This window comes from Acinetobacter sp. YH12086 (assembly GCF_013419345.1).
GTDB lineage: Bacteria > Pseudomonadota > Gammaproteobacteria > Pseudomonadales > Moraxellaceae > Acinetobacter > Acinetobacter amyesii.
In genome coordinates, this window is record NZ_VPAF01000008.1 from 50,540 (window position 1) to 72,401 (window position 21,862).

The window sequence follows — 21,862 nt, forward strand, 5'->3', positions numbered from 1 at the left end:
TAAATCAATATATTTTGTCGAAATGGGAGATGGAACTATATTTATTTAATTTATACTCCTGTTGTCGCAGAAAATCATGCGACTTTAGTCTATAAAATGCGATATTTTTGACCAGATACATTTTTCACGACTAAATGAAAAAAACAAAGCCTCATAGACTGAGGCTTAGATTGAAAAAACATGCTGTTTTTGATCAGATTGATCAATAACTCATCTTCAAATAACCCTGATCAATGCTCCTGAATTTTGGAATGGTGTTTGGTGTCTTTCATAAAGACGTAGACCAATAACGAAATAAAAATCATGATGGTCACATAGATAAAGAACCATGACTCGTGACCAGCTTCTTTAAAACTCAGCGCGAAGAATTCTGCCGTACCACCAAAGATGGTATTTGCAAGAGCATAAGGCAGTGCAACACCCAATGCGCGAATATGCGCAGGGAACATTTCTGCTTTTACAACCGCATTGATCGAGGTGTATCCCGTAACAATCACTAGACCTGCGAGACAGAGCCAAAATGCAGTCCAATAATCTTGAGTTTGTCCTAATGCACTAAATAGAACATAGGTGAACAGCACCCCTAAGATCCCAAAAGCGATCATTAAAGGCTTACGACCAATTTTATCGGATAGACCACCTGCTAGCGGTTGTAAGCACATAAAAATAAACAGCGCTAAGGTGGTGATTTGTGTGGCCTCAGGTTTACTAAAGCCAGAGGTATTGACCAGATATTTTTGCAAATAAGTGGTGTAAGTATAAAAAGCCAATGTACCCCCAGCTGTTAAAAATAACACCGTGAATGCTTCTTTCGGATAATGCTTAAATAGAGAAAATAAGCCTGATTCAGGCTGGTCCTTTTGCTCTTGTGCATTTTTGAAGGACTGGGTTTCTAGCAGGCCACGTCGAATACGGAAAACCACTACCGCTAAACACGCACCGATAAAGAATGGAATACGCCAGCCCCAATCATGCAATTGTTCTTCGGTCAGCAACCATTGCAAAATAAGTAGTACGCACAGTGCAGTCAACTGACCTGCAATCAGTGTCACATATTGAAAGCTTGAAAAAAAACCACGACGGTCGCGGTCAGCCATTTCACTGAGGTAGGTCGCACTAGCGCCATATTCACCGCCGACACTTAAACCTTGAATTAGTCGTGCAACCACAAGAATAATCGGCGCCAAAATACCAATTTGGTCATGCGTTGGAGAAATGGCAATCATCAATGAGCCGATACACATGAGTGTGACGGAGAGGGTTAAACCTGACTTTCGACCTTTTTTGTCTGAATAGATCCCCATAATCCATGCACCAATGGGTCGCATGAGGAAACCGACTGCAAAGATGGCCGCAGCTTGGAGAAGCTGTGCAGTCTGGCTACCTTGAGGGAAAAAAGCATGGGCGAAATAGAGGGTGAATGCTGCATAGACATACCAATCGTACCATTCAACAAGATTACCGGCTGAACCACCGAGAATGGATTTCACTCGGGTCTTTGTATCTAAATTTGATTGAGTAACAATTTCTTCCGTCATTTTAAAATCCATCTTTTTTTATTGTGTGAAAATATCTTATGCGTATCGAAAAGCATGAAATGTAAACTAAAAAAGAGGTTTTGTTTAAAAAGTGTACAAGTCAACAGCTTGTCATGAATTTTGCTTTGAATAATGGTTTGGGCCTTAAAATGATTGATTTCATACTTGAGCCAGCAGGTTTTTAAACGTACATTTAAAATATAACTTCTCATTTAATAAAGGATACAAAAACTCAGCGTACGGATATCTTGATCAAAATAGGTATCTTGATCAAAAAATCATGATCAATGAGAAAAATAATAAAGCAATGAAAACGAAGCATTGTTGAATAAAAAGATATAGCGGGAGGGAGCGATGAATACACAACAACAATTAATATATGACATGGTGGTCATTGGTGGTGGAATCAATGGTGTTGGTATTGCTTGTGATGCAGCGGGGCGGGGGTTAAGTGTTTTGCTCTGCGAAAAAGACGATCTCGCGAGCCATACTTCATCTGCGAGTAGCAAATTAATTCATGGTGGTCTTCGCTATTTAGAACATAAAGAATTTCGTTTGGTACGTGAAGCACTGGCAGAACGCGAAGTTCTGCTTAAAAAAGCCCCCCATATTATTCGACCGATGCGTTTTATCATGCCACATGAACCGCACTTACGTCCGGCTTGGCTAATTCGGACTGGATTATTCTTTTATGATTATTTGGGTAAGCGAGAACAGCTTGCAGGCTCCAATGGAATTGAATTTGATGTGGAAGTTAGTCCTTTAGCACCTAGATTTACCCGAGGGTTTGAATATTCCGACTGCGCTGTGGATGATGCACGCTTGGTTGTACTCAATGCGATACAAGCACGGGAATATGGTGCACAGGTTCTGACTCGAACAGAATGTTTAAATGCATACAGTAAAGCTGGCATTTGGCAAGTGTGTTTAAAAAATACCAAGGGTTTGCAAAATGTGCAGGCTAAAGTATTGGTGAATGCGGCAGGTCCTTGGGTCGCTGACTTTATAAAACAGGGTTTAAAGCAAGAGTCACCTTATGGTATACGCTTAATACAAGGTAGCCATATCATCGTTGCAAAGCTCTTTGAAGGTGATAAAGCTTTTATTATGCAAAATGATGATCATCGCATTGTCTTTGCAATCCCTTATTTAGAACAATTTACTCTGATCGGCACGACAGATCGTGAATATCACGCAGACTCAAATCGAGTAAAGATAAGCCAAGAAGAAATCGATTACTTGCTTGATGTGTCAAATGATCACTTTAAAACTCAATTGACGCAAACGGACATCATTTCAACTTATTCAGGTGTGCGTCCGCTGTGTGATGATGAATCAGATAATCCAGCAGCAGTCACGCGAGATTACACATTAGCACTGACCGATGTAGAAGGTGCTGCATTACTTTCAATCTTTGGTGGCAAGCTCACCACCTATCGAAAACTCGCAGAAGCGGCGCTAGATCAACTTAAAACTGTTTTTCATCATCGATCCAAGCCTTGGACTGCTGATGCAACATTACCTGGTGCGGAAAATTTAGAATCAATCGAGCAGTTGATAGCTGAAATCCAACAAAATGTTAAAGGTGTTTCAAGCAGTCTAGCAAGTCGTTGGGCGCATGCTTATGGAACACGTGTCTGGATTTTGCTGAATCATTTAACTTCGATTGATGAGCTTGGGCAAAACTTCGGGCATGGCTTGTATGCTCAAGAAGTAGATTATTTGGTTGAACAGGAGTGGGTGAGAAGTTCTGAAGATATTTTGCAAAGACGCACAAAGTTATATTTGCAATTCAGTGCATCTGAAGTTGATGTTTTGGATGAGTACTTAATGGAAATACGAATAAAACAAAAAGCTCAAGATGTGGCTTAGTTGATATAAAAAAGACCGCGCAAGGCGGTCTTTTAAATCTTTCTTAATCCCTCTTTTAAAGGAGGGAAATTAAAGGTCGATTAAGCAGATTTTTTTACAGCTTCTAAAAGTTCGTCTTGACGTACTTTAAGTGCTTTTGGTAAGCGATCACCAAGTTTGTTGAACAATTCAGTGTGGCTTTCAAGTTCTTTGATCCATTGATCTTTATCTTGAGAAGTTACAAGCTCGAATTGCTCTTTAGTGAAGTCTGAACCAGTCCAGTTCAATTGTTCGTATGTTGGAACAAGGCCGATAGGTGTTTCAACAGCGTCTGCACGACCTTCACAACGGTCAATGATCCATTCAAGAACACGCATGTTTTGACCGAAACCAGGCCATACAAAGTTACCTTCAGCATCACGACGGAACCAGTTCACGTTGTAGATACCAGGAAGTTTGTTGCCAGCAGCTTCTGCTTTAGCAGCAACTTGTTCACCAAGTTCTAACCAGTGAGAGAAGTAGTCAGCCATGTTGTAACCCGCAAATGGAAGCATTGCAAATGGGTCACGACGAACGATACCTTGTTGACCAACAGCAGCAGCAGTTGTTTCAGAGCCCATAGTTGCAGCTTTGTAAACACCGTCAACCCAGTCAAATGCTTCTGAAATTAGAGGCACTGTGTCTGCACGACGACCACCGAAGATGAACGCAGAAATTGGAACACCTGCTGGATTTTCCCAGTCAGCATCAATAGAAGGACATTGACCAGCTGAAACAGTGAAACGAGCATTTGGATGAGCTGCTTTTTCTTCGCCGGTGTGTGGTTGACCTTTCCAGTTAGTCAAGTTAGCAGGCGCTTCTTTAGTCAGACCTTCCCACCATACTTCACCTTCGTCAGTTACAGCAACGTTGGTATAGATTACGTCTTTATGAAGAGTCGCCATACAGTTCGGGTTAGTCTTGGTATTTGTACCAGGTGCTACACCGAAGAAACCAGCTTCAGGGTTGATTGCATATAAACGACCATCTTCACCTGGTTTGATCCAAGCAATATCGTCACCTACAGTTTCAATTTTCCAACCTTCGTAACCCGCTGGTGGAATCAACATCGCGAAGTTTGTTTTACCACAAGCAGAAGGGAATGCAGCTGCGATGTAGTGTTTTTCGCCTTGTGGGTTAGTCACGCCAAGGATGAGCATGTGTTCAGCTAACCAACCTTGTTGACGACCCATAGAAGATGCAATACGTAAAGCTAGGCATTTTTTACCCAACAATGCGTTACCGCCGTAACCAGAACCGTAAGACCAGATTTCACGAGTTTCTGGGTAATGAACGATGTATTTTTCAGGGTTGCAAGGCCAAGCAACGTCTTTTTGACCTTCTTCAAGCGGAGCACCAACAGTGTGTACGCAAGGAATGAAGTCACCGTCAGTACCAAGTACGTCATAAACAGCTTTGCCCATACGAGCCATTTTAGACATGCTTACAGCAACGTAAGGAGAATCAGTAAGTTCGATACCGATGTGAGCAATATGAGAACCTAAAGGACCCATAGAGAAAGGAACTACGTACAAAGTACGGCCTTTCATTGAACCGTCAAATAAACCATTCAGACGAGCACGCATTTCAGCTGGAGCTTCCCAGTTGTTTGTTGCGCCTGCATCTTCTTGTTTTTCAGAACAGATGTAAGTACGACCTTCAACACGAGCAACGTCAGAAGGATCAGAATTAGCAAGGTAAGAACCAGGATGTTTTTCTTGGTTAAGTTCTTGCATAGTGCCGTTAGCGATCATCAAGTCGATATAACGTTGATATTCTTCTGCGCTACCGTCACACCATTCGATTTTTGCTGGTTTGGTTAATTTGGCAATTTCTTCCACCCAAGCAATGAGCTTAGGGTGACGAACGAATTCTGGTGCGTTCACTTGGGTCATGGTGAGGCCTATCTCAAAAATGTACTAACCGTACAAAGTATAATCTGCATCATGGGATACATCATGCAGATAAAAGATGAAAAAAAAGTGGCTGTATTAAAGCATAAAATCATAAAAAAAATAAGACTAAAGAAGTGGTAGATTTTTTTTGGTAGTTAATGCTATTTATATTAAATATAGATAAAATACAATAACTTAACATATTAAGTGGTGAATTTTCACTTTATTTATTAACGTGATGGACAATATTTTATATAGTTATTTTTAATAAAAACAAAAAGTTGCATGTAATTGATATTTGAGAATTATTATTGATTAAATAAATGGTGGTAATTCGATTTTTACATAAAGGCGCTATTATTTGCTGTTAAATTCGACAAAATACAATACTAAGCGGCCAAGATGTATAAAAAGTGATTAAACAAGCCAAGCCTTTATCTATTATCTATAATAAAAAATCAGGATTTCATGCTGCAAATAAAGATGAAGTCTACGAGGAACTTGTGCGGATATTATCCGATCATAATTTCGAAATACAGTCATTTGAGCTTGGGCAGGAAGCGAGTTTTGATACTTTAATGAGCAAGGTGTTTGCGCGCCATCAAGACCCTGATAATTTGGGTGTTGTCGTTGCAGCAGGTGGTGATGGAACCTTAAATGCTGTTGCACATCAGTTAATGCATACCGATATTCCTATGGGGATCTTACCTTTAGGCACATTTAACTATGTGGCGCGCGTCCTTAATATTCCTCTTGATTTAATTCAAGCGGCACAGGTGATTGCGACAGGCAATAATCGACAGGTGCACGTGGCGCAAATCAATGAACATATCTATTTAAACAATGCCAGTTTGGGCTTGTATCCTTTATTTATACAAAAAAGAGAATTTTATAATCAAAAGTTTGGGCGTTTCCCATTGCATGCTTATACCTCAGGTTTGGATGTGCTGATTCGAGATCGTAAAGAGCTGAAATTGGAAGTAGAAGTGGATCATCATATTTATCCAGTCAAAACGCCCTTGATCTTTTTTGGCAATAATCAATTGCAATTGGCCGATTTAAACTTGCAAATCGCTAAAGATGCAGAGGCAGGTAAAGTTGCAGGTGTGGTTGTCGCAAAAAGTGATAAGAAAACGTTATTTAAAATTTTATGGCAATTGATCCGTGGCAATATCGACAATGCACCAGATGTGTATAGTTTTGCCGCTGATGAAGTCACAATACATACCCAACGAAAAAAAATGACCGTTGCTGTGGATGGTGAGATTGTAGAAATGAAACCGCCGCTTAAAATTCGAGTGCAAAAACAAGCCTTAAAGATACGGGTGCCACATGATACTGCATCTGTCTGATCTGCATTTCGGCACTGAAAAGCCAGAGTGTATGCGCGCTATTCAGCAATTTTGTCGTGAACAGCGTATCGAGGCCGTGGTTGCCAGTGGAGACTTGACCCAACGTGCGCGTTATCGTCAGTTTTATGCATGTAAGCAATTTTTAGAAAGCTTAAATTTGCCATATATCGTTGTGCCGGGGAATCATGATATTCCGCTATATCATTTATGGAACCGTGTTTTTAGCCCTTTTGCACGTTATCAACTTTTTTTTGGTGCCATGGAAAATGTACTGGAAACCGAGCATTTTTATTTAATTGGGATCAATAGTATTCGTCGTCGTTACCATACGCGAGGGCATGTATCGCTCGAGCAAATACATTATGTTGATGATTTACTTAAACATGCGCCGCCCAATAAAGTGAAATTAATCATAGCGCATCAACCTTTTTATACGCCGCCCAATGACCCGCATGGTGTGAAAGATTGTCCTGTTCAAGGGCGTTTGGCACTCGAACAGTGGAGTCAACACGGTTTAAATGGTTTATTGCATGGACATTTACATGTTCCAGCCAGCTATGACCTCAATCAGATTTATGCTTTAGGTGCTGCGCATCCAGTTTGGGATATTCATGCTGGAACTGCAACGTCATATCGCCTACACGATAACCTTGCCAACAGTTTTAATGTCATTGATGAGCAGATGAATGTGCAGCATTATTTTTATCATTCAAAGTTGAAAATATTCGAAGAAAATCTTAGTACTCATATTTTGGATGAGCTTTAATCCTTTAAATTTAAATTTTGAAGAAAAAAAATACAAAAAAATGAAAAAAATTAAATTTTGCCCTTGAAGGGTTTTTTTCCATCCCCACAAAAGTGTCATCTAAATTATTTTTTGTCGATGGCTTACGGAAATCAAAATGTCATCGTCTTTTATCTAGTAAATAGACTTAGTCTGGAGTTAACTATGAGCAATATTCGTCCTTTGCATGACAACGTTGTGATTCGCCGTGTTGAAAAGGAAACTAAAACTGCTGGTGGTCTTATTTTAAGTACTTCAGCAGCTGAACAACCTGCTCAAGGCGAAGTAATCGCTGTAGGTAATGGCAAAGTAACTGACAATGGCGTACGTGCATTAGACGTTAAAGTTGGTGACAACGTATTGTTTGGCACTTATGCCGGTACAAAAGTAAAAGTAGCAGGCGAAGAGCTTCTTATTATGAAAGAGTCTGACATCTTAGCGGTACTTGAAGCTTAAGTTTCGTACACGCATTTAGACCCTTTTATTCATCATAAATTGTTAAAAATTTTAAAAAGATTCGGAGTTAGACATGTCAGCTAAAGACGTAAAATTTGGTGATTCAGCGCGTTCAAAAATGATCGCGGGTGTAAATGTACTTGCAGATGCTGTAAAAGTGACTTTAGGTCCTAAAGGCCGTAACGTTGTCATCGACCGTTCTTTCGGTGCACCGCACATCACTAAAGATGGTGTTTCTGTTGCTAAAGAAATCACGTTAAAAGACAAGTTTGAAAACATGGGCGCTCAGCTAGTTCGTGAAGTGTCTTCAAAAACCAACGACATCGCGGGTGACGGTACAACAACTGCAACTGTTCTTGCACAAGCAATCCTTAATGAAGGGATTAAATCAGTAACTGCGGGTATGAACCCAATGGATCTTAAACGCGGTATCGACATCGCGGTTAAAGCTGTAGTTGCTGAAATTAAAGCGACTGCAAAACCTGCATCTGACTCTAAAGCGATTGAACAAGTAGGTTCTATTTCTGCGAACTCTGACACCACTGTTGGTAAACTTATTGCTCAAGCAATGGAAAAAGTTGGTAAAGAGGGTGTAATTACAGTTGAAGAGGGTTCAGGCTTTGAAGATTCTCTAGATGTTGTAGAGGGTATGCAGTTTGACCGTGGTTACATCAGCCCGTACTTTGCAAACAAGCAAGATACACTAACAGCTGAACTTGAAAACCCATACATTCTTCTTGTTGATAAAAAAATCAGCAACATCCGCGAATTAATTGCTGTACTTGAAGCTGTTGCTAAAACAGGTAAACCGCTTCTTATCATTGCTGAAGATGTTGAAGGTGAAGCACTTGCAACTCTTGTTGTAAACAACATGCGTGGCATTATCAAAGTTTGTGCTGTTAAAGCACCTGGTTTTGGTGATCGTCGTAAAGCGATGCTTCAAGACATCGCGATTTTAACTGGCGCGACTGTAGTTTCTGAAGAGGTTGGTATGTCTTTAGACCAAACTACACTTGAGCACTTAGGTACAGCGCATAAAGTTACTGTTTCTAAAGAAAACACAGTAATTGTTGATGGTGCAGGTGTTGCAGAGCAAATTGCTGAACGTGTAACTCAAATTCGTGCTCAAATTGAAGAATCAACTTCAGAATACGACAAAGAAAAACTTCAAGAACGCGTTGCTAAATTGGCAGGCGGTGTTGCTGTAATCAAAATCGGCGCTGCAACTGAAGTTGAAATGAAAGAGAAGAAAGATCGCGTTGACGATGCACTTCATGCAACTCGTGCTGCAGTTGAAGAAGGTGTTGTAGCAGGTGGTGGTGTTGCACTTGTACGTGCTGCAAAAGCACTTGAAGGTGTGTCTGGTGCTAACGATGACCAAAATGTAGGTATTAACATTTTACGTCGTGCAATTGAAGCGCCACTTCGTCAAATCGTTGCAAACTCTGGTGATGAGCCATCAGTTGTAATCAATGCTGTGAAAAACGGTGAAGGTAACTTCGGTTATAACGCTGCGACTTCAGAGTATGGCGATATGTTAGAAATGGGTATTCTTGACCCAGCTAAAGTAACACGTTCTGCGCTTGAGCATGCTGCATCTGTTGCGGGCTTAATGCTTACAACTGAATGTATGATTACTGAAATCCCAGAAGATAAACCTGCTATGCCTGATATGGGCGGTATGGGTGGCATGGGCGGTATGATGTAAGCTAATTACTGCTAAATAAAAAACCCTGCATTTTGCAGGGTTTTTTTGTGATGTATGTTGTAATTTTGTATTAATCTGAATAACATTAGGCAAATTAATGTAAAACATATGATCATTTTTATTTTTTATATTGAGAATAAGAAATTGTTATTGATTTGTATGATTTATATATTGGAATATTTAAAATTTTAATTTATGATTTTATCAATATGTTCTTTATAAGAATAGCAATGATAAATCAAGACGGTAAGCGAATAAAATGTATGAATAAACATTCAAAAGTATTCGATCCCAATTGTGAAAAAATTCTCGTGAGTAAAAAAGAGTTACAGATGCTTTATAAGACAATACGTGACTATGAAGAGAGAATTAATTATTACGAAGTTGAAAATAAAAAATATTTAAAATTATTGAATAAAGATACTTCTATCTCTGAATGAATTGGTCAATTAGATCTTTAATGATTTGTTTTTGACTTGCATTCAATGTCCGAAATTTTAAAAAATAATCAAGTTCTGATTGATCGTTTGACTCAAGATTGGATGATCCTAATGTGTTGTCGCCAAAGCGTAACCACTGGCTAGTGACATTGAGCCAAATAGAAAGAATAGCCAGTTTATCTTGATTTGGAATCGCTTTACCTAATAACCAATTATTTGCCGATTGCACTGAAACAGGAGTACCATCATATCTATGATTAAACTCTTTTGATAAATAAGTTGGGCTAATAGGGTGATTTGAATCTATTAGTGCCTGTTTCAAGCGTTCACTAAAAGCTAACTTTTCTTGTAGATTACTCATATTTCATTGATTCTGCTTACAATAATTAAGGACTCTTAAATGTAACAGAATGTCGATAAGAGTTCGGTAAATTCAAATGTCAATTGTAGAAAATAGCCAAATAAATAACAATCATTTTTCGTCTAATTATTGATAAATAAGAGTAATTTTTTGTAAGGAAGAATAAACGATATGTGTTTACTAGTAATCAAATATTGATTGATTAAAGGGTAATAGTTAAAGGAAATATAATTCTTTAATATTAATTGTATTATATAAAAAATATCAAAAAAACAATAATTTATAGTATTTTTTGTATAAAAAAAAGAATTAAAATATTTTTTATTTAAAAATAAATCAAATTTTGATTGATATTAATGTTTCATTTTGTATATTATTGCCACAGCACCGCAGGGGCGGTTGGCTATGAATTGCGGATTCTCCAGACGATAAGTACGCATTCGTAAAAGTTTCGCTGGTAAACATCATCCTAGGGTCTACCAGTCTTTTTATAAAAATTGAAGGAATTTGTATGAAATTTCAAAAGACACTTTTAGCAGCTAGTCTTGCAGTAGCAGCGGTATCAGCTAATGCTGCGGTAGTTCCAGCTAATCCTGTGCAAGTGACAGAAAACTTGGTAAGTGATAAAGCAATTTATCAAGATCCTACAACAAAATTTGAAGGCTTGGTTCAAGCTCCAGTTTATGGTGCGATTGCTACCTATGACCAATCTCTTGGTTATGTAGATGCATATGCTAATGATTATTTACCAGAAGTAAGTGTCATTGTTAATGATGTAAACAATATTGTAGGTGTTGATTTAGGCTCTCAAGAATTAACAAACACAACTAATCCTGGCACCTCAGTACAATATGATGTGTTCAAATATACAAGTGGGACAACTGAAATCTTCCGCTTCCAAAACCCTGTAACGGGTGCTTATACTGGTTACTATACAGTTGAAGCAGATGGTACTCTAAAAGAATACAAAGGTACTGTTGATGTAGATACCCTTGAAAAAGGTGGTAAAATTGCCGGTACTACAGCATCTACAGATGTAGTTGGCTTTGAAAATAAAGTTTTGAATGGTGAGCATGTTCTTTATGGTTATCAAGGTGCTACTTTAGAAAATGCTGGTGGTGTTAATGGTACAATTATTGCACCAGATGGTACAATTCAGACTGTAACAGGCCTCTTCCCAGCTAATAGTGGTGTGGTTAATGACGTGCGTTATGTACAAACAGGTATTTTAGCAAATACTGGTGGTGTAAATGCATCTGGTGAATTAGATCCTTCTAAAAACATCTATGGTGTTAGTGCGCGTGATAACAATAAAGTTACGATGTTAACTGGTAATGGTATTGCATTGGCAGATCTTGCTAATAAAGGTGTGTTAATGACTGATGGCAGTATTGTTAGTCAGGTTGCTGTTAATCCAACACAATCAGCTGTTCAAAAAACACGTCAATATGACTTAGCAAATGGTAAAACTGTTGTTGAAGTTTATAATGATGATAAAGATGTAGAACCATCTTTCTATGAGCTAACAGCTTCAGGTGATTTAATCGCTTATACTGGTGCTGCTCCAACAGCAGGTTCTCATATCAAAACTGGTACAGCACAAGATACTTCTGGTGAATTTATCATCTCTAAAGTACATAATACTGTAACAAGTCAGCAAGTTCGTTATAGCGAATCAAATTATAAAGAGCAACAAACAAATATCCAAGCAGGTATTACTACTGCTGGTGCAAATACCACGGATATCGATGCAGTTTATAGCGATCGTGCGGAAATTGAAGGTACTCGTACTGAACAGTATGTTGCTTCAGGTGTAATTGGTAAAAATGCCGACGGTTCTAACAAATATGGTACTGAAGTTGTAAAAACTGATGCTACTGGTACACAAAAAACTGAAATTACAGCAGGTGGTATTAATACAACTGGCGTAATCAATGCTGCAGATTATCAAATCGGTGGTGTAAGTATTGTTGAAGGTATCAAATCATCAGTTGATACAGCTGTAGCAGGAGCAACAGAAGCTATCGATGCTAAAGTTGCTGAAGTAGACACTAAAATTGTTGAAGTTGACGCTCGTTTAACTCAATTCAATACTACTGCTGCTAATTTAAATTCACGTGTTGATCAATTAAATTCACGTGTAAACGAAGTTGAAGAAACTGCTTACCGTGGTGTTGCAATTGCATTAGCTGCACAACAACAAATTCCTAACATCGGTGCTGGCCAATTTGCAGTATTTGGTGGTGTTGGTCACTACGAAGGTGAATCTGCTGGTGCTCTAGGTGTTGCAAGCGTATTTGCTGATGGCCGTACTTCACTTAGCGCTGCAATCGGTGTTGCAGGTGGTAGCGAAGTTGGTGGTCGTGTAGGTCTTTCTTATGTATTTGGCGGAAAATAATTAACCCGTTAATACATTTGGATTAAACAAAAAATCCCCGCTTTTGCGGGGATTTTTTATGATTAATATATGACTACAAATGTTAAATAAAACGCTAATCAAGCTTTTTAGTGAGCTGTAAATTTAATTCAGGCATTTCCAATTTTTCACCTTTATCACCACGAAGCTCAATAAAGTTTTCACCTACAAAATAAATTCGATTGTCACCTTGGGCATCAAGTTGAATCATCCCAGGTTGATCTGGCAAAAACTTAAAACGGCCTTTTACTTTATTTTCAGTGTTTGCAGGCTTACCTAAAAACTCTTGGCTAAGCTCATAGCTTTTATCGAGTTTGAGTTCAAGCTCAGTTTCAATCCCTTTGCAATCATGGCAAGGCAGAATTCCTTTATATTCACCCGCCCAATCAAGTGCATTTTCGGTGTTATCACCTGTAGCAATCGGACTTTCTGAGGCTGCGTCTGTATTGGCAATGACATTATTATCTGGTGGTGTCGCAGTTTCAGATTCATTGCTGGTTTTTGAACATGCCGTTAAGGTTGCACTGACCATACAGAGAGCGAGCATTAGTTTTTTCATGAGATTTATACACCGTATGTACCCAATATAATGCTAAGCGTGACTTTTATTGCTCAAGAAAAATAGCCTATTCCTGTTAACAATTGTGTGTTTGGTTAATACATCAAAACAGACATTTGATTTTTAAAATTCGTAAATAGTGAAATATTGGCGATTTACCTAAAAGTGAACGCTAAAGGACATTTATATATTAATTGGTGAATAACTGAACAATATAGGCTTTTATAATTATTTTGCGTTGTTAAACTCTGCGGCATAGAAAAAACTGTCGGTGCAAATTGTGTTTGAAAAAACAGCGGAAAAAAGTCTGAACTTAATGGGGTGGCAAATTGATAACCATTGGGATTTAAATATCGACCAATGTGTCATGATTGCAGCGCCACATACCAGTAATTGGGATGCACTTTATGCACGCCTTGCCCTGAAAGCTTTAGGGGTAAATGTTCGTATCACGATTAAAGACAGTTATATGAAATTTCCGTTTGGGCCTTTTGTACGTGCCATGGGCGGAATTGGTATTAATCGTCGTCCAAAACAAGATGGTGAAGCTCGTCAAAGTATGGTTGAGCTTATGGCAGACTTATTTAAGCATCATCCTAAATTGGTCATGTTGGTGACGCCAGAAGGGACACGCGCCAAACAAGAGAAGTGGAAAACTGGTTTTTATCATGTTGCCATGCAAGCAGGTGTGCCGATTGCTTTAGCCTATATGGACTATGCGCAGAAAAAAACGGGTGTGGGTAAAATTGTTTATCCTACAGGTGATTATGAAAAAGATATGGCTGAAATCATGGATTTTTATGCGCAAATACATGCCAAATTTCCTGAAAAATTCAGTGTCGATACACGCTATCACTAATCCAACAATCCAAAAAAAAGGACAGCATCGGCTGTCCTTTTTTATGTTTAGATTCTTCTATTTAGATTCTTCTGTTTAGATTTTTATATTGATTTTAATCATTAAAGTCGGGATGGATACCGCCCAGATTTTGACATGCCGCCTTATAAATAATGTATTGCTGGTCAACCACATCGATGAGCGGAATACGAAATAATTTTTCGCCTTGCTTATAGCTATCGATATAAGACACGACTTTTTGTTTGCTTGATGCTAGTTTTTCTTCATGGAAAGTTGTAATCGAGCTATGAGTCATATGTGAACTTTCAATATTATTGCATTGAAAATGGGAGAGTAGTTTTTCAGCTTTTTTAATTTCGCTGGACGTGCCAAACATACAGCCGCTAAGCAGAGTCACACCTGCAAGCAGGATGAACATTTTCATGGTTTTATTTTAAGCAAAATTATGAGGTGCAATATTCTATTAATTTTCGTCAGAAAAATTAATTACTTTTTTACCATTTGGCTAATTTTTATTTAAATGTGAACTGTGTCATTGTTACAAGATGTGAATATCTAACTGAGAAGGGGATTTTCTAGAAAGATTTGGATAAATATCTTTAGGTTTTGAGTTATCAGATTAAGATACTCATTGTCACCAAGAAGCAGCCTGAAGAAAATAATAGCCCTAATACGATATGCTTAAATTGGCTTTCTGAAATACGATAAAAAAGTTTGGCACCAAAAATCACTGGGAAAGCCATAATTACCAACAGCACGGCTAAATAGGGCAGATGTTCACGATGGATGATCCCTTGTAGCAGATAGCTAATGAGTGTGACGAGCTGAATAGCTAAATTGAAATGTCGCAAAATATAGCGTTGTTCTGCTTTGGGTGTATTTTTCAGTATGAGCCATGCAGAGGGTAATGCACCACAAAAGCCTCCAAGACCACCCAAGATTCCAGCAATATATCCGATACTAGAATCCGCCCATTTCCCTGTCTTTTGGATGAATGAAAATTTTGGATTAAAAAATAAAATTGGGCACCAAAACATTAAAAAAGCGCCCAAAACCAATTTAAATGTATCTGGATTAATGCTGTCTAATAAATAGGTACCGAGCGGTACACCTAAAATTCCTGCAATTAAATAGGGATAAATGATTTTTTTATTGATCGGAATGCTTTTACGTTCTGATGATAATGAAATGAAGTGGCTATAAACTGAAGCGCAGACCACCAAGGGTGCGGCTATTTGTGGGGGGAGTATCCAAACCCAAAATGACATTGCGATAAGGGCGAATGCAAACCCTGTTAATCCTTGTACGAATCCCGCAAAGATGGCACCAAGAATAAAAATCAGCCAAGTCATTAAATTACAGCTTTGTAATACGTGGCACTATTGTAGTGAATTTTTCTATATAAATGTGGCTGACTGAGCAAATGTAGCAAAATTGGATGTCAAACCATGAATAAAACATGAATGTTTAAATACAGCATATGTACACAGACTTCCGATTGAATTCATTTCGATAATTGAAAATGCTCTTCATCAAAGACGAGTGCTACACATGCTTAAACAAGTTGCTTTGCTATCTGTGGTTGCAGTTACATGTACAGGGTGTGTCGTGGCGCCATTTGATGATGGCCGATACCAATCGAATCGATACGGTTATGCAAATCAATATGGTTATTCAGGTCAATATGGTGGTTCATACGGACAGAGCTATGACTCAAGTCAGCGTTATGACCGTTCATATGGTCGAATGAATAGCCCGCAACATCGACCAAACTCACCACGACCGAATTCGAATAACCGTCCAGACAATATATATAAACCAAATGCGCATAAACCGAATGTACACAATTCTTCATCTCAGCATCCGTCAAATGTGCAGCGTCCAAGCACAAAGCCTCAGACGCCAGCTAAACCCAATACAAGCAAGCCCCAGCAGCAAAAACCACAGCAACAACGTCCTAAAGTGACGCCCGTGGATAAAGCTAAAACCCCGGGTGGATTTAACAGCCAGCGTCCACTTCGACCACAGGTTTAACGATTTTCAAGTAATAAAAAAGGACGCATTGACGTCCTTTTTTGTGTGCATTTACATTAAGCCTTTTTATATAAGCCTGCACGCACCGTCCCAGCTTTAGTTTGTTTGATTTGCTGCCAAGTGCTTGGGAGTTTTAATTGAGCAAGATCACGGTCAGCTTCGATATAAATTAAACCATTGTCTGCAATGCAGGGATCGACCAATTCAGCAAGTTCTTGCCATAAATCAAGACTATACGGTGGATCTAAGAAAATCAGATCAAATTGATCTTTCAAGTTAGGGATGGCTTGTTGAGCCGTCATGTTTTTGAGTTGCACACGTTGTTTACTGACCCTTAGGAGTTCTAAATTGTCCATGAGGAATTTCGCTTGGGTGCGATCAGGTTCAATTAAAACAGCTTCTGCTGCACCACGCGAGAGTGCTTCAAATGACAAAGCACCTGAACCTGTACAGAGGTCGAGGACTTTGGCATTTTGAACATCCCACATGAGCCAGTTAAATAATGTCTCGCGGACACGGTCAGGTGTAGGGCGTAAACCGTCAATACTGGCAAAAGGTAATTGACGACGCTTCCATTCACCACCAATGATTCTTAATTGATTTTTCATGAATTATTCCTCATCGGTTGTATGTGCGGCACTGGCAGCACGAGGTTGGGCATTTGCAGTATTTGGTTGTTGAGTGGCACTGTTGTTCTGCTGAGCTGTTGGGCTTGCATTTGGGTCGGCTGATAAAATATTCGAGCCACTTGGCAACTCACTCGGTTTTAGACCCGCAGTCATGAGACCACCGCTAATTTGATGGCTAGCAGGACGAATTGGATTCTTTTTACGTGTTAATAACCAGTAGTCAAACATCGGTTTCGCAATTTGAGCAGCCGAACCACCGTGACGACCATTTTCCCAAACGACGGCAATGGCAATTTCAGGTTTTTCCGCAGGGGCAAAACCAACAAATAAACCATGGTCAAGCTGACGCTCTGTCAATAAAGATTCGTTATAGCGTTTACCTTGGGCAATACTTTTAACCTGTGCGGTGCCTGTTTTACCTGCGATTTGATACATTGGGGTACGAATACCACGACCGGTCCCAGTTTGAACCACATCAATCATGGCATCACGCATTTTAATCCAATCATCTGGCTTACCATTAAATTGAATGCGACCATTCGGGGCGTTATGAACTTTATGAACCTTTGCGCCTTTACTTTCACGCAAAACGTGAGGTGTAACATGAGAGCCTTGATTGGCGGTAATAGCAGTCGCCATCGCCAGTTGTAATGGTGTTGCTGTAAATGCACCTTGACCAATACTGACAGAAATGGTTTCACCTTTAAGCCAGTTGGACTTCCGTGTGCGGAGCTTCCATTCAGGATTTGGATATAGCCCCGTACTTTCACTTGGTAAATCTACACCGGTTTTTTCACCGAAACCAAACTGACGCATCCAAGTATTCATTTTTTCAATGCCCATGCGATAGGACAAGACATAGAAGTAGGTATCGCAGGAAATGACTTGAGCTTTGTGTAAATTAACTGAGCCATGACCAGTTTTTTTGTGGTCACGGAAACGATGGCTGTCACCCGGAAGCGTGAAATAGCCCGGATCTGAAATGGCAGTACTCCAATCCACTAGACCATAATGAATACCACCTAGACCAAACATTGGCTTAATCGTTGAACCCGGTGGATAAGCCCCTTGCACGGCACGGTTATATAATGGCTGATCGAGGCTATCACGCAGTTCAGAATAATCTTTGCTGCTAATCCCGGTAACAAATAAGTTAGGATTAAAACTTGGACTAGAAACGAGAGCAAGAATTTCTCCAGTACGTGGGTCAATCGCAACAATTGCACCACGTCGACCTGCAAGCTGCTCTGACGCGACCATTTGCAGTCCATAATCTAGGGATAAATATAAGTCATTACCACGAATCGGATCTTTACGACCTAGATGTCGTAACACATTACCAAAGGCATCGGCTTCAACCGACTCATTTCCCGGCATACCGTGTAAAAGTTCTTCATATGATTTTTCAACGCCAATTTTACCGATCAGGTTAGAGCCAGCGTATAAATCTTTATCAATCGTTTTTAGTTCTTTGTCATTAATACGACCCACGTAGCCAATCACATGGGCAAACAGTTCGCCATGTGGATAGTAGCGAGTCATTTGGGTCTCTATATTGACACCCGGGAATTGATATTTCACCTCACTAAAACGGGCGATATCATTTTCATTTAAATTCAGTTTAATCGAAACGCGTTCAGTCTTTTTAGAGGTTTTAATCCGACTTTTGAAACGTTCGATGTCTTCATCAGTCAGTTCTAACAGAGGCGTTAGGCGCTCTACCGTATCATCAATGTCTTCAACATCCGCACGACTCATGGTTGCTGAGAAAACCGGATAATTATCGGCTAATAACACACCATTACGGTCATAGATATAACCACGTGAGGGTGCAAGCGGTTGCAGTCGAATTCGGTTTTGATCTGCCGCAGTCGAAAAGGTCTCATAACTCTTGATTTGCAAATATGCATAACGTGCCACAAGCAACAGCATAAAGAAGGAGACAATCCCTACCGAAATCACCACGCGATTACGATAAATCCGCTTTTCTTGCTGGACATTTTTTAAAGGATAATGCTGCTTCATACGCGATCGACTTAAAGACTGAGAGCTAAAATAACGGAAGAGGCATATTCTAGCGCAACTGACATTTTTTTGATAAATAAAAAAGACTCTGCTGTGATTGCAGTCTATATTTTGACTTTGCAGACATGAAAAATATGGGGCTTTGTGTATAACAGTTCATATTATTCTGCTAAAGTCGAAACGTATAAAAAAGGAATATTCCAAAAAATAATACTAAGGAAGTTTGTGAAAACAATGAATAAATTATATCCATTGCTTGCATTTATGATGCTCGGAAGCATCGCACATGCCAATGACAATTCATTTTTACCTGAGGCAAAGTTAACAGGTAAGGGTTATCAACCATGGAATGTTGGAGCAGGTTTTACTCAAAAAATTATTCACGTGAATGGTGAGTGGGTAAACCCATATGGCATTGCCTATGCAAAAGCTGGTGTTTTCTTGAACGATGATAAAACACCTGGTGGGCAAGTCGGCTTTCGTTACCCCGTTCATTTCACTGGCAAAGATAAAAATGGTTATTATATCGGAGCTTATGCGGGCCACATCGACTCCAAGAAAGTAGATGGTGAAGATGAAGCGCGTTTAGGTGGTGGTATCGATCTTGCTTATGTGATGTTGAGTGCCGAGCGTATTAGTACGTTTAGTGTAGGCTTGGGTGCGGGTGAAAAATTAGAAGACAAATCAGGTAATGTGATTGTGGAAACCGAACCGAGACTACAAATCTCATATACTTTAAGTTTTGGTTTGTAGTGAAAATAATCAACTTTATTTTATAACCGCACTCACTGAATAAAATTAAATATGGAAGTTATGCATGCTTGAGTACGTTAACGAATTGTGGCAAACCTTTTTGCAACGTCCCGATTTTTGGGCTGTGCTGAGTATTATCCCCGTTACCGCATTCGTTACCTGGGCACACGTTTGGATGGCACTGAAAATGGTGTTTTACCCGATTAATTTCTGGGGATTCCATTTAGGTCCATTACCCGTGGGATGGCAGGGGATTGTGCCAAGAAAAGCTGGACGTATTTCTGGCATTATTACGGATAACACATTGTCTAAATTGGGTTCCTTGCGCGAGTTTTTGGATGCAATGGATCCTGAGGACATGGCGCGCATCATTGGTGAACAAGTTGGCTTTGAGCTTGAACATTTGATTGATGAAGTCATGCTAGACCGAAATGCGGTGCTTTGGGAAAACCTACCGTATTCGATTAAACGTCGTATTTATGCCCAAGCACACAAACAGCTACCAAATACCTTAAAAGAACTCGTGACCGAACTGACCATGAACGTAGAGTCACTTGTTGACATGCGTGAAATGGTGGTGAGTCAAATGGAAGCGGATCGTCTCTTGATGGTGCGGATGTTCCTTAAAGTTGGCCAAAAAGAAATCAACTTTATTTGGCATATCAGTGCCTTGATTGGGATGTTCTTTGGTATCTTCCAAATGATCGTTTGGTTTGTGGTGCCTTGGCATTGGACGGTTCCATTTTGGGCAGCAATCTGGGGATTTTTGACCAACTGGATTGCCATCTGGATGGTATTTAATCCCATTGAGCCGCACCCTGTTAAGTATTTGCAATTATTTGAATTAACTAAAGATCGTAAATTCCCTTGGATTAAACCTGTGATTCCACGTATTGGAACGTACAATGTTCAAGGCGCGTTTATGAAACGCCAAGAAGAAGTTTCAGATGTATTCGCAAGTGTAGTCACAGAAGACCTAATTACGTTAAAATCTATCATGACCGAAATGATGTATGGCGGGAAGAAAGATAAGACCCGTCGCATTGTGAAACGTCATATTAATGAAATTATGGAATCTCCACTGGTTCGTACCTCATTACAGTTGTCTTTAGGTCCAAAAGAGTACGCAAAACTCAAGACAGACTTGATCGATCGCTCAATTGAAATTACGATGGTGCCTGTATGCGACCCTGCGTTTAATGCGAGCCGTGCACAGAAAATCTTTCAAATGTTTAGAGACCGTATTCGTGAGCTAACACCGAAAGAATTTCAAAATCTATTACGTCCTGCATTTCAGGAAGACGAATGGATTTTAATTGTCTTGGGTGGTGTAACCGGTTTTATCGCGGGTACAATACATTTGTTTGTGGCTTTCTTATAATTAGATGCTGGAAGATGATCTGAATCTTGGGTTTAGATCACTACATAGCGTCATATACAATGTTTAAAATGAGGATGTTTTTTTATGCGCATTATATTACTCGGACCACCTGGAGCAGGTAAAGGGACACAAGCTCAGTTGATCTGTAAGCGCTACGATATCCCACAAATTTCAACCGGTGATATGCTCCGTGCTGCGATTCGTGAAGGTACTGAATTAGGTCTACAAGCTAAAAGCGTCATGGACAATGGCGGCCTTGTATCTGATGAGCTTATTATTGGTCTTGTAAAAGAACGCATTGCTCAACCTGACTGTGTCAACGGCTGCATTTTCGACGGTTTCCCGCGTACGATTCCACAAGCTGAAGCGCTTGAAAACGAAGGGATCAGCATCGATCACGTAATTGAAATCGATGTACCTGACGAAGAAATCGTTCAACGTTTATCTGGTCGTCGTCAACACCCTGCATCTGGTCGTGTATATCACACCTTTTACAACCCACCAAAAGTGGAAGGTAAAGATGACGAAACTGGTGAAGACCTTGTTCAACGTCCGGATGACCAAGAAGCAACAATTCGTAAGCGTTTAGGTTCTTACCACGCTGAAACTGAGCAATTGGTTGGTTTCTACCAAGGTCGTGCAGCTTCTGGCGAAAACGCACCGACTTATGACAAATTAAATGGTCTTCGTCCAATCGATCAAGTTCAAACTGATTTGTTCGCGATTTTAGATCAGTCTAAATAATTCAACTTTTTTGAATTTTTGACAATCAAAGAGTCCTA

19 protein-coding genes are annotated in these 21,862 nt (G+C 39.6%); 11 read left to right on the forward strand and 8 right to left on the reverse strand.

The window, feature by feature from the left end; all coding sequences use genetic code 11:
- Nucleotides 1-230: 230 nt before the first annotated feature.
- Nucleotides 231-1,550 carry an MFS transporter gene (locus tag FTU29_RS10370; protein WP_078192971.1) on the reverse strand — a complete coding sequence of 440 codons (1,320 nt, stop codon included), beginning with the start codon at nucleotides 1,548-1,550 and terminating at the stop codon, nucleotides 231-233.
- A gap of 342 nt (nucleotides 1,551-1,892) precedes the next feature.
- Between FTU29_RS10370 and glpD the strand changes: the two genes are divergently transcribed.
- Nucleotides 1,893-3,410, forward strand: a complete 1,518-nt coding sequence (gene glpD, locus FTU29_RS10375; RefSeq protein ID WP_180121714.1) for a glycerol-3-phosphate dehydrogenase — start codon at nucleotides 1,893-1,895, stop codon at nucleotides 3,408-3,410.
- Nucleotides 3,411-3,490: 80 nt separating this feature from the next.
- Here the strand turns inward: glpD and FTU29_RS10380 are convergent, their stop codons facing one another.
- The gene (locus FTU29_RS10380; RefSeq protein ID WP_180121716.1) at nucleotides 3,491-5,323 is read right to left on the reverse strand and encodes a phosphoenolpyruvate carboxykinase (GTP); all 1,833 of its coding nucleotides are present in this window, start codon (nucleotides 5,321-5,323) and stop codon (nucleotides 3,491-3,493) included.
- Nucleotides 5,324-5,736: 413 nt separating this feature from the next.
- On the opposite strand from FTU29_RS10380, the gene FTU29_RS10385 reads away from it, so the two are divergent.
- The 4 genes from FTU29_RS10385 (at nucleotide 5,737) to groL (ending at nucleotide 9,623) form a co-directional block, all read left to right on the forward strand.
- Nucleotides 5,737-6,675 carry a diacylglycerol kinase family protein gene (locus FTU29_RS10385; protein ID WP_180121718.1) on the forward strand — a complete coding sequence of 313 codons (939 nt, stop codon included), beginning with the start codon at nucleotides 5,737-5,739 and terminating at the stop codon, nucleotides 6,673-6,675.
- On the forward strand, nucleotides 6,656-7,441 hold the full coding sequence (locus tag FTU29_RS10390) for a metallophosphoesterase (RefSeq protein WP_180121720.1): 786 nt from the start codon (nucleotides 6,656-6,658) through the stop codon (nucleotides 7,439-7,441). The genes FTU29_RS10385 and FTU29_RS10390 overlap by 20 nt, the downstream gene beginning before the upstream one ends.
- 183 nt (nucleotides 7,442-7,624) lie before the next feature.
- Entirely contained in the window at nucleotides 7,625-7,915 is a 291-nt protein-coding gene (groES, locus tag FTU29_RS10395) for a co-chaperone GroES (RefSeq protein WP_078192966.1), read from the forward strand.
- Between the two features lie 73 nt (nucleotides 7,916-7,988).
- A complete protein-coding gene (groL, locus tag FTU29_RS10400; RefSeq protein ID WP_078192965.1) occupies nucleotides 7,989-9,623 on the forward strand; it encodes a chaperonin GroEL in 1,635 nt (544 codons plus the stop codon).
- Between the two features lie 426 nt (nucleotides 9,624-10,049).
- Here groL and FTU29_RS10405 read toward each other — a convergent pair whose 3' ends face one another.
- Nucleotides 10,050-10,424, reverse strand: coding sequence for a hypothetical protein (locus FTU29_RS10405; protein WP_111885656.1), 375 nt, complete (start codon nucleotides 10,422-10,424; stop codon nucleotides 10,050-10,052).
- A 511-nt stretch (nucleotides 10,425-10,935) separates the two neighbouring features.
- Here FTU29_RS10405 and FTU29_RS17455 point away from each other — a divergent pair.
- Nucleotides 10,936-12,822, forward strand: a complete 1,887-nt coding sequence (locus FTU29_RS17455) for a YadA C-terminal domain-containing protein (RefSeq protein ID WP_257226919.1) — start codon at nucleotides 10,936-10,938, stop codon at nucleotides 12,820-12,822.
- A 94-nt stretch (nucleotides 12,823-12,916) separates the two neighbouring features.
- On the opposite strand, the gene FTU29_RS10415 is transcribed toward FTU29_RS17455, so the two are convergent.
- Nucleotides 12,917-13,399 carry a copper resistance protein NlpE gene (locus FTU29_RS10415; protein ID WP_180121722.1) on the reverse strand — a complete coding sequence of 161 codons (483 nt, stop codon included), beginning with the start codon at nucleotides 13,397-13,399 and terminating at the stop codon, nucleotides 12,917-12,919.
- A 280-nt stretch (nucleotides 13,400-13,679) separates the two neighbouring features.
- On the opposite strand from FTU29_RS10415, the gene FTU29_RS10420 reads away from it, so the two are divergent.
- A complete protein-coding gene (locus FTU29_RS10420; RefSeq protein WP_171262613.1) occupies nucleotides 13,680-14,258 on the forward strand; it encodes a 1-acyl-sn-glycerol-3-phosphate acyltransferase in 579 nt (192 codons plus the stop codon).
- Nucleotides 14,259-14,352: 94 nt separating this feature from the next.
- On the opposite strand, the gene FTU29_RS10425 is transcribed toward FTU29_RS10420, so the two are convergent.
- The gene (locus FTU29_RS10425) at nucleotides 14,353-14,682 is read right to left on the reverse strand and encodes a hypothetical protein (RefSeq protein ID WP_180121724.1); all 330 of its coding nucleotides are present in this window, start codon (nucleotides 14,680-14,682) and stop codon (nucleotides 14,353-14,355) included.
- A gap of 190 nt (nucleotides 14,683-14,872) precedes the next feature.
- Nucleotides 14,873-15,610, reverse strand: coding sequence for a sulfite exporter TauE/SafE family protein (locus tag FTU29_RS10430; RefSeq protein ID WP_180121726.1), 738 nt, complete (start codon nucleotides 15,608-15,610; stop codon nucleotides 14,873-14,875).
- Between the two features lie 199 nt (nucleotides 15,611-15,809).
- Between FTU29_RS10430 and FTU29_RS10435 the strand changes: the two genes are divergently transcribed.
- Nucleotides 15,810-16,292 (forward strand): hypothetical protein, encoded by a 483-nt coding sequence (locus FTU29_RS10435; protein ID WP_180121728.1) that lies wholly within the window; start codon nucleotides 15,810-15,812, stop codon nucleotides 16,290-16,292.
- Nucleotides 16,293-16,348: 56 nt separating this feature from the next.
- Here the strand turns inward: FTU29_RS10435 and rsmD are convergent, their stop codons facing one another.
- Complete coding sequence (gene rsmD, locus FTU29_RS10440; RefSeq protein ID WP_078189870.1) at nucleotides 16,349-16,900, reverse strand: 16S rRNA (guanine(966)-N(2))-methyltransferase RsmD; 552 nt, start codon at nucleotides 16,898-16,900, stop codon at nucleotides 16,349-16,351.
- Between the two features lie 3 nt (nucleotides 16,901-16,903).
- Nucleotides 16,904-18,946 carry a penicillin-binding protein 2 gene (gene mrdA / locus FTU29_RS10445; protein WP_180121730.1) on the reverse strand — a complete coding sequence of 681 codons (2,043 nt, stop codon included), beginning with the start codon at nucleotides 18,944-18,946 and terminating at the stop codon, nucleotides 16,904-16,906.
- Nucleotides 18,947-19,180: 234 nt separating this feature from the next.
- Here mrdA and FTU29_RS10450 point away from each other — a divergent pair, with 234 nt between their 5' ends.
- The 3 genes from FTU29_RS10450 to adk all read left to right on the forward strand — a co-directional run bounded on the left by FTU29_RS10450 (nucleotide 19,181) and on the right by adk (nucleotide 21,824).
- Nucleotides 19,181-19,699: a hypothetical protein gene (locus FTU29_RS10450; protein WP_078192958.1), complete on the forward strand. Its 519-nt coding sequence runs from the start codon at nucleotides 19,181-19,183 to the stop codon at nucleotides 19,697-19,699.
- Between the two features lie 64 nt (nucleotides 19,700-19,763).
- Complete coding sequence (locus tag FTU29_RS10455; protein ID WP_218948322.1) at nucleotides 19,764-21,080, forward strand: hypothetical protein; 1,317 nt, start codon at nucleotides 19,764-19,766, stop codon at nucleotides 21,078-21,080.
- Nucleotides 21,081-21,164: 84 nt separating this feature from the next.
- A complete protein-coding gene (adk, locus tag FTU29_RS10460) occupies nucleotides 21,165-21,824 on the forward strand; it encodes an adenylate kinase (protein WP_180121732.1) in 660 nt (219 codons plus the stop codon).
- The last annotated feature ends 38 nt before the right edge of the window (nucleotides 21,825-21,862 follow it).